5 protein-coding genes are annotated in these 4,846 nt (G+C 51.1%); 1 reads left to right on the top strand and 4 read right to left on the bottom strand.

Going from position 1 to position 4,846, the window contains the following annotated elements; all coding sequences use genetic code 11:
• Positions 1–5 precede the first annotated feature (5 nt).
• Positions 6–611, top strand: coding sequence for a hypothetical protein (locus CAG65_RS03270; protein ID WP_237668733.1), 606 nt, complete (start codon positions 6–8; stop codon positions 609–611).
• Between the two features lie 52 nt (positions 612–663).
• Here CAG65_RS03270 and CAG65_RS22015 read toward each other — a convergent pair whose 3' ends face one another.
• The 4 genes from CAG65_RS22015 to zwf all read right to left on the bottom strand — a co-directional run bounded on the left by CAG65_RS22015 (position 664) and on the right by zwf (position 4,671).
• A complete protein-coding gene (locus CAG65_RS22015) occupies positions 664–801 on the bottom strand; it encodes a hypothetical protein (protein ID WP_021706550.1) in 138 nt (45 codons plus the stop codon).
• A gap of 167 nt (positions 802–968) precedes the next feature.
• Positions 969–2,417 (bottom strand): decarboxylating NADP(+)-dependent phosphogluconate dehydrogenase, encoded by a 1,449-nt coding sequence (gnd, locus tag CAG65_RS03275; RefSeq protein ID WP_021706549.1) that lies wholly within the window; start codon positions 2,415–2,417, stop codon positions 969–971.
• 38 nt (positions 2,418–2,455) lie between these two features.
• The gene (gene pgl, locus CAG65_RS03280) at positions 2,456–3,172 is read right to left on the bottom strand and encodes a 6-phosphogluconolactonase (protein WP_021706548.1); all 717 of its coding nucleotides are present in this window, start codon (positions 3,170–3,172) and stop codon (positions 2,456–2,458) included.
• Positions 3,169–4,671 (bottom strand): glucose-6-phosphate dehydrogenase, encoded by a 1,503-nt coding sequence (gene zwf, locus CAG65_RS03285; protein ID WP_161452155.1) that lies wholly within the window; start codon positions 4,669–4,671, stop codon positions 3,169–3,171. Before zwf ends, pgl begins: the two co-directional genes overlap by 4 nt.
• Between the last annotated feature and the right edge of the window lie 175 nt (positions 4,672–4,846).

The following is a 4,846-nucleotide window of genomic DNA, read 5'->3' on the forward strand; positions in this document are numbered from 1 at the left end:
CTTTAATGTTGGTGATGAGCTCTGGTGTAATAGCGGCACAAGGGTCACTGGGTAAGTACAGTTATGTTGGCGCGGGATTACAATATGGGGAACAAAAGAGCCATAGTCTGGGGGCATTTCTTGGGGATGATTACAAGAATAAAGGTGCCCGTGATCTGTTTGGTGTGAATGCGACTGCAAGTTTCTCTCCTCAGGCATTAGATGGATACGCAAAAATCGAATACGAAGGAACCACGGCCGGGAATACAGACATCAGTAATACGTTTTTGGCACTGGGTGGTTACCAAAATTACCAGCGTTCCTCTCTTTTCTACAGCCTGGGTGTCAATAATTATCAAGTTGAACGGGATCATCAGAACGGTGGCTCTGCCAAATTTGACGAGTATGGGGGGGCGGCGGATATCGGCTTTGCTTACGCTGTAACTCCGTTTCTGGCGCTCACGCCGCGCTATCGGATTTCGTATCTGGATGAGCACGTAATGAACGACTACAAGCTTACGTCGCAATTCATGTTGGGAGAGATGGTGTCTCTGGAACTGTCCGGTGGTTACAACACCTATCGGGATGCTGAGCAGTTCAATGCTCAGACCGCGCTTAAGTTTGCTTTCTGAGTGGGAAATAAAAAGAGCACCTTTTGGTGCTCTTTTTGTATCAAACCGATGCTTACAACCCGCCTTGTTGCTGCGCCTGTCTGACCATCGCCTGACGTTGAGTTTCCTTCTCGGACTGAACTTCATGTTCCTTATGTGTTTCACCGTCCGCTGCCTGCGGAACAAAGACATAGTACTTATTGATAGTCATCGTCGAAATCTCTCATTCAAGATTTATCCACTGAACACCCTGAGGTGATCACGGGCCCCGGAATTTCCGAGTAGACAAAAAATAGAGGATGTTAACCTTGTTAACATCCACCTTGATGCTCAAATTTTAGGCGTAGGCTTGGGGCTGAATCCGCTCCAAGTTACGTCTTATACGTCGTACGTAGTCGACGCCGTGTCACCGCCTGTACCAGTCCAGTTGGTGTGGAAGAATTCACCACGTGCACGGTCAGTACGCTCATAAGTGTGCGCGCCGAAGTAGTCACGTTGTGCCTGTAGCAGGTTCGCTGGCAGACGAGCAGTGGTGTAACCGTCCAGGAAGGTCAGGGCAGACGTCGTACATGGCATAGGAATACCGGTTTCCAGCGATTTCGCTGCTACTTTACGCCATGCGGCCAGGCTACCGGTCAGGATGCCTTTGAAGTAATCATCAGAGCCCAGGAATGCCAGGTCCGGGTTCGCTTCGTATGCATCACGGATGTTGCCCAGGAATGCAGAACGGATGATACAACCACCGCGCCACATCAGAGCCACGTTACCGTAGTTCAGGTCCCAGCCGTTTTCGTTTGACGCTTCACGCATCAGCATAAAGCCTTGTGCGTAAGAGATGATTTTTGAAGCCAGCAGCGCTTGACGCAGTGCATCAACCCACTCTTGTTTGTCACCCTCAACCGGAGTGATGGTTTTGCCAAACAGTTTTTCTGCTTCAACACGCTGGTCTTTCAGTGCAGACAGGCAGCGCGCAAAGACAGATTCAGAGATCAGAGTCAGTGGAATACCCAGATCCAAAGCGTTGATACCTGTCCATTTACCGGTACCTTTCTGGCCTGCAGTGTCGAGGATCTTCTCAACCAGTGCTTCACCGTCTTCATCTTTGTAGCCAAGGATGTCAGCAGTGATTTCGACCAGGTAGCTGTTCAGCTCAGTTTCGTTCCAGTCAGCGAACACTGCCTGCATTTCGTCGGCTGTCATGCCCAGGCCATCTTTCATGAACTGGTAAGCTTCTGTGATCAGCTGCATGTCGCCGTATTCGATACCGTTGTGAACCATTTTCACGAAGTGGCCAGCGCCGTCGTTACCGACCCAGTCACAGCATGGCTCGCCCGCATCCGTTTTTGCAGAGATTGCTTGGAAGATAGGTTTCACTGCTGGCCAAGCTTCTGGTGCGCCACCTGGCATGATAGACGGTCCGAAACGAGCGCCTTCTTCACCGCCTGATACGCCAGTACCGATGAAGTGGATGCCTTTTTCGCGCAGTGCTGCAACGCGGCGGTTAGTGTCTGGGTAGTTTGTGTTACCACCGTCGATGATGATGTCGCCTTTGTCCAGCAGAGGAACCAGTTGATCGATGAACGCGTCAACCACCGCACCAGCACGAACCATCAGCATCACTTTGCGTGGTGCTTCCAGTTTATCAACCAGCTCTTGCAGCGTGTATGCGCCAACGATGTTAGTGTCTTTTGCCGGGCCTTCCAGGAATTCGTCAACTTTTGCCGCAGTACGGTTGTGCGCTACCACTTTGAAGCCGTGGTCGTTCATGTTCAGGATGAGGTTCTGGCCCATTACTGCCAGGCCAATTACACCGATATCACCTTTCATTTTATTTCTCTCCAATTACTCTTTCGACAAGCAAGCGCTTAAGCAATCTTTGCTGCTGCGTCTGAATCTAAATACCACTCCGTTTCACCAGTTGTAGACTGGATTTTGGCTGCCGGATAAGGCAGATCTTCAGCCGGAGTTGTGTGAATTTCGTAAACGATCTCGGCTTTACCTGCGCCAAGAACGAGATAACTGATGCGTTTTGCAGCTTCCAGTACTTTCGCGGTTTTCGATACGCGAAGCTGGCCGGATTCAGGATGGCTCGCAACCACAGACAAGTTCTCGTCGTCGTAGTTGGTCTTGCCCGGGAACAGGGAAGCGGTGTGGCCGTCGGCGCCAACACCCAGCAAAATCCAGTCAAATACGGGCGTGCCGCTCTCTGATGGGATGACGTCTGTCATCTCTTGTGCAAAGCGCTGCGCTTCAGCTTGTGGCTCATTTTCACCCAAGATGCGGTGAATGTTGCCTGCTGGAATGTCGATTTGGCTGAACAGCAATGTGTTCGCTTCACCGTAGTTGCTTTCTGCATCATCCGGTGCCACACAACGCTCATCGCCCCACCAGAAATGCAGGTTCTGCCACTGGATAGAGGTGGCGTAAGCGTCAGAAGCCAGCAGTTTAAACAGCATTTTAGGTGTGCTGCCGCCAGACAGTGAGATGTGCACAGGGCGACCCAACTCACTGTAGGCTTTCATGTCATTCGCTAGGGATTCGACCACGGCATCGGCCGTCGGGAATATCTTGTGATTGATCATAGTTCGCAGTAATCCGTGTCGGTTAGGTTCTTACAAGGGAAGCGCCATGCGCGGCCATCGCGCTCCAGTAACTGGTCAGACTCTTTCGGCCCCCAGGTACCACAAGCGTAGCCAAACAGTGACTGCGGATCCTGTTTGAAATCGAGGATCGGCTGAACGTATTTCCAGCAAGCTTCCACAGCATCGCTACGTGCAAACAGAGTGGCATCGCCATTCAGTGCGTCAAGCAGCAGACGTTCATACGCCGTCAGCATCTGAGTTTCCTGCAGCGACGCGTAGTGGAAGTTCATTTTCACTTCTTTAGCGTTGAATCCGGCGCCCGGCTCTTTGAGGCCGAAGCTCATCTGAATGCCTTCGTCTGGCTGGATACGGATGATGAGCTTGTTCTCTGGTGCGTTCTGGCCAAACACCGGGTGTGGCGTGGCTTTAAAGTGAATCACAACTTCCGTCACGCGTGTCGGCAGGCGTTTACCGGTACGCACATAGAAAGGCACACCGTTCCAGCGCCAGTTGTTGATGTAGGCTTTCAGGCCCACATAGGTTTCGGTGCGTGAGTCTTCTGCCACGCCAGGTTCTTCGCGGTAGCCCGGTAGGAACTGACCACGTACATCAGAGCCGGTGTACTGACCCATCACCAAGTTGTTACGCAGATCGTGTTCTTCGAGTGGTTTCAGACACTGAAGCACTTTCACTACTTCATCACGCATTGCGTCGGCGTTAATTTGCGCCGGTGGCTCCATACCGACCATGGCCAGCACTTGCAGCAGGTGGTTCTGGAACATGTCACGTACCGCGCCTGAGCCGTCGTAGTAGCCGCCACGTTCTTCTACGCCGAGGAATTCTGCCCCGGTGATCTCTACGTACTCAATGTAGTTGCGATTCCACAGTGGTTCGAACATCGCGTTGGAGAAGCGAAAAACGAGCAGGTTCTGAACGGTTTCTTTGCCCAGATAGTGGTCGATACGGTACAGCTGATGCTCTTGGAAATGCTCGTGGATGTCTTTATCCAGTTTACGCGCCGATTCCAGATCGTAACCAAAAGGTTTTTCGATGATCAGACGTTTCCAGCCGTTGCTCTCGTCATTCAGACCATGAGCGGCCAGACTAGCAGGGATAACACTGTAAAGGCTTGGTGGGGTTGCGAGATAGAAGAGCGTATTACGCTGTTCGAAGTTATATTCATTAGCCAGTTGGTCGAGGCGGGTGACCAGTTTGGCGTAATCTTGGGTATCAGAAGTGCTGATGGCCTGGTAGTGAAGGTGGTTGATAAAAGCATCCAGCGTCTCTGGTTCAGTTTTTTCCATTTCCTGAAGCGAGCGCTTAAGCTTCTCTCTGTATGACTCATCACTGTATTCAGTTCGGCTGACGCCTAAAATCGCAAAGGATTCCGGAAGCTGTTTATTCGCGTAAAGGTGGTAAAGGGCAGGGATCAACTTACGGTAAGTCAGGTCCCCGGACGCACCAAATATCACGATGCTACTATTTTCAGGTATTACCATCATCTTTCCTATAAGGGCGAGGTACTTAAATCAGTATGCGCAACGTTAGCAGCGCCACTTACAAATAGATAATAGGTCGTGCCTATTAAAGCGATAGGCAAAACACAGGGTCTTGGGCGTATGAAACGGCAGGGTATTGTCTACGACTCTTTGACATACATCAACTATTGAGAAG

It is taken from the genome of Vibrio sp. V39_P1S14PM300 (genome assembly GCF_009904765.1).
Lineage (GTDB): Bacteria > Pseudomonadota > Gammaproteobacteria > Enterobacterales > Vibrionaceae > Vibrio > Vibrio proteolyticus.

Bases quoted from the DNA above. Each gene is read 5' to 3' on its own strand.
- CAG65_RS03270 (WP_237668733.1), top strand. From the start codon at position 6: ATGTTGGTGATGAGCTCTGGTGTAATAGCGGCACAAGGGTCACTGGGT.
- CAG65_RS22015 (WP_021706550.1), bottom strand. From the start codon at position 801: ATGACTATCAATAAGTACTATGTCTTTGTTCCGCAGGCAGCGGACGGT.
- gnd (WP_021706549.1), bottom strand. From the start codon at position 2,417: ATGAAAGGTGATATCGGTGTAATTGGCCTGGCAGTAATGGGCCAGAAC.
- pgl (WP_021706548.1), bottom strand. From the start codon at position 3,172: ATGATCAATCACAAGATATTCCCGACGGCCGATGCCGTGGTCGAATCC.
- zwf (WP_161452155.1), bottom strand. From the start codon at position 4,671: ATGGTAATACCTGAAAATAGTAGCATCGTGATATTTGGTGCGTCCGGG.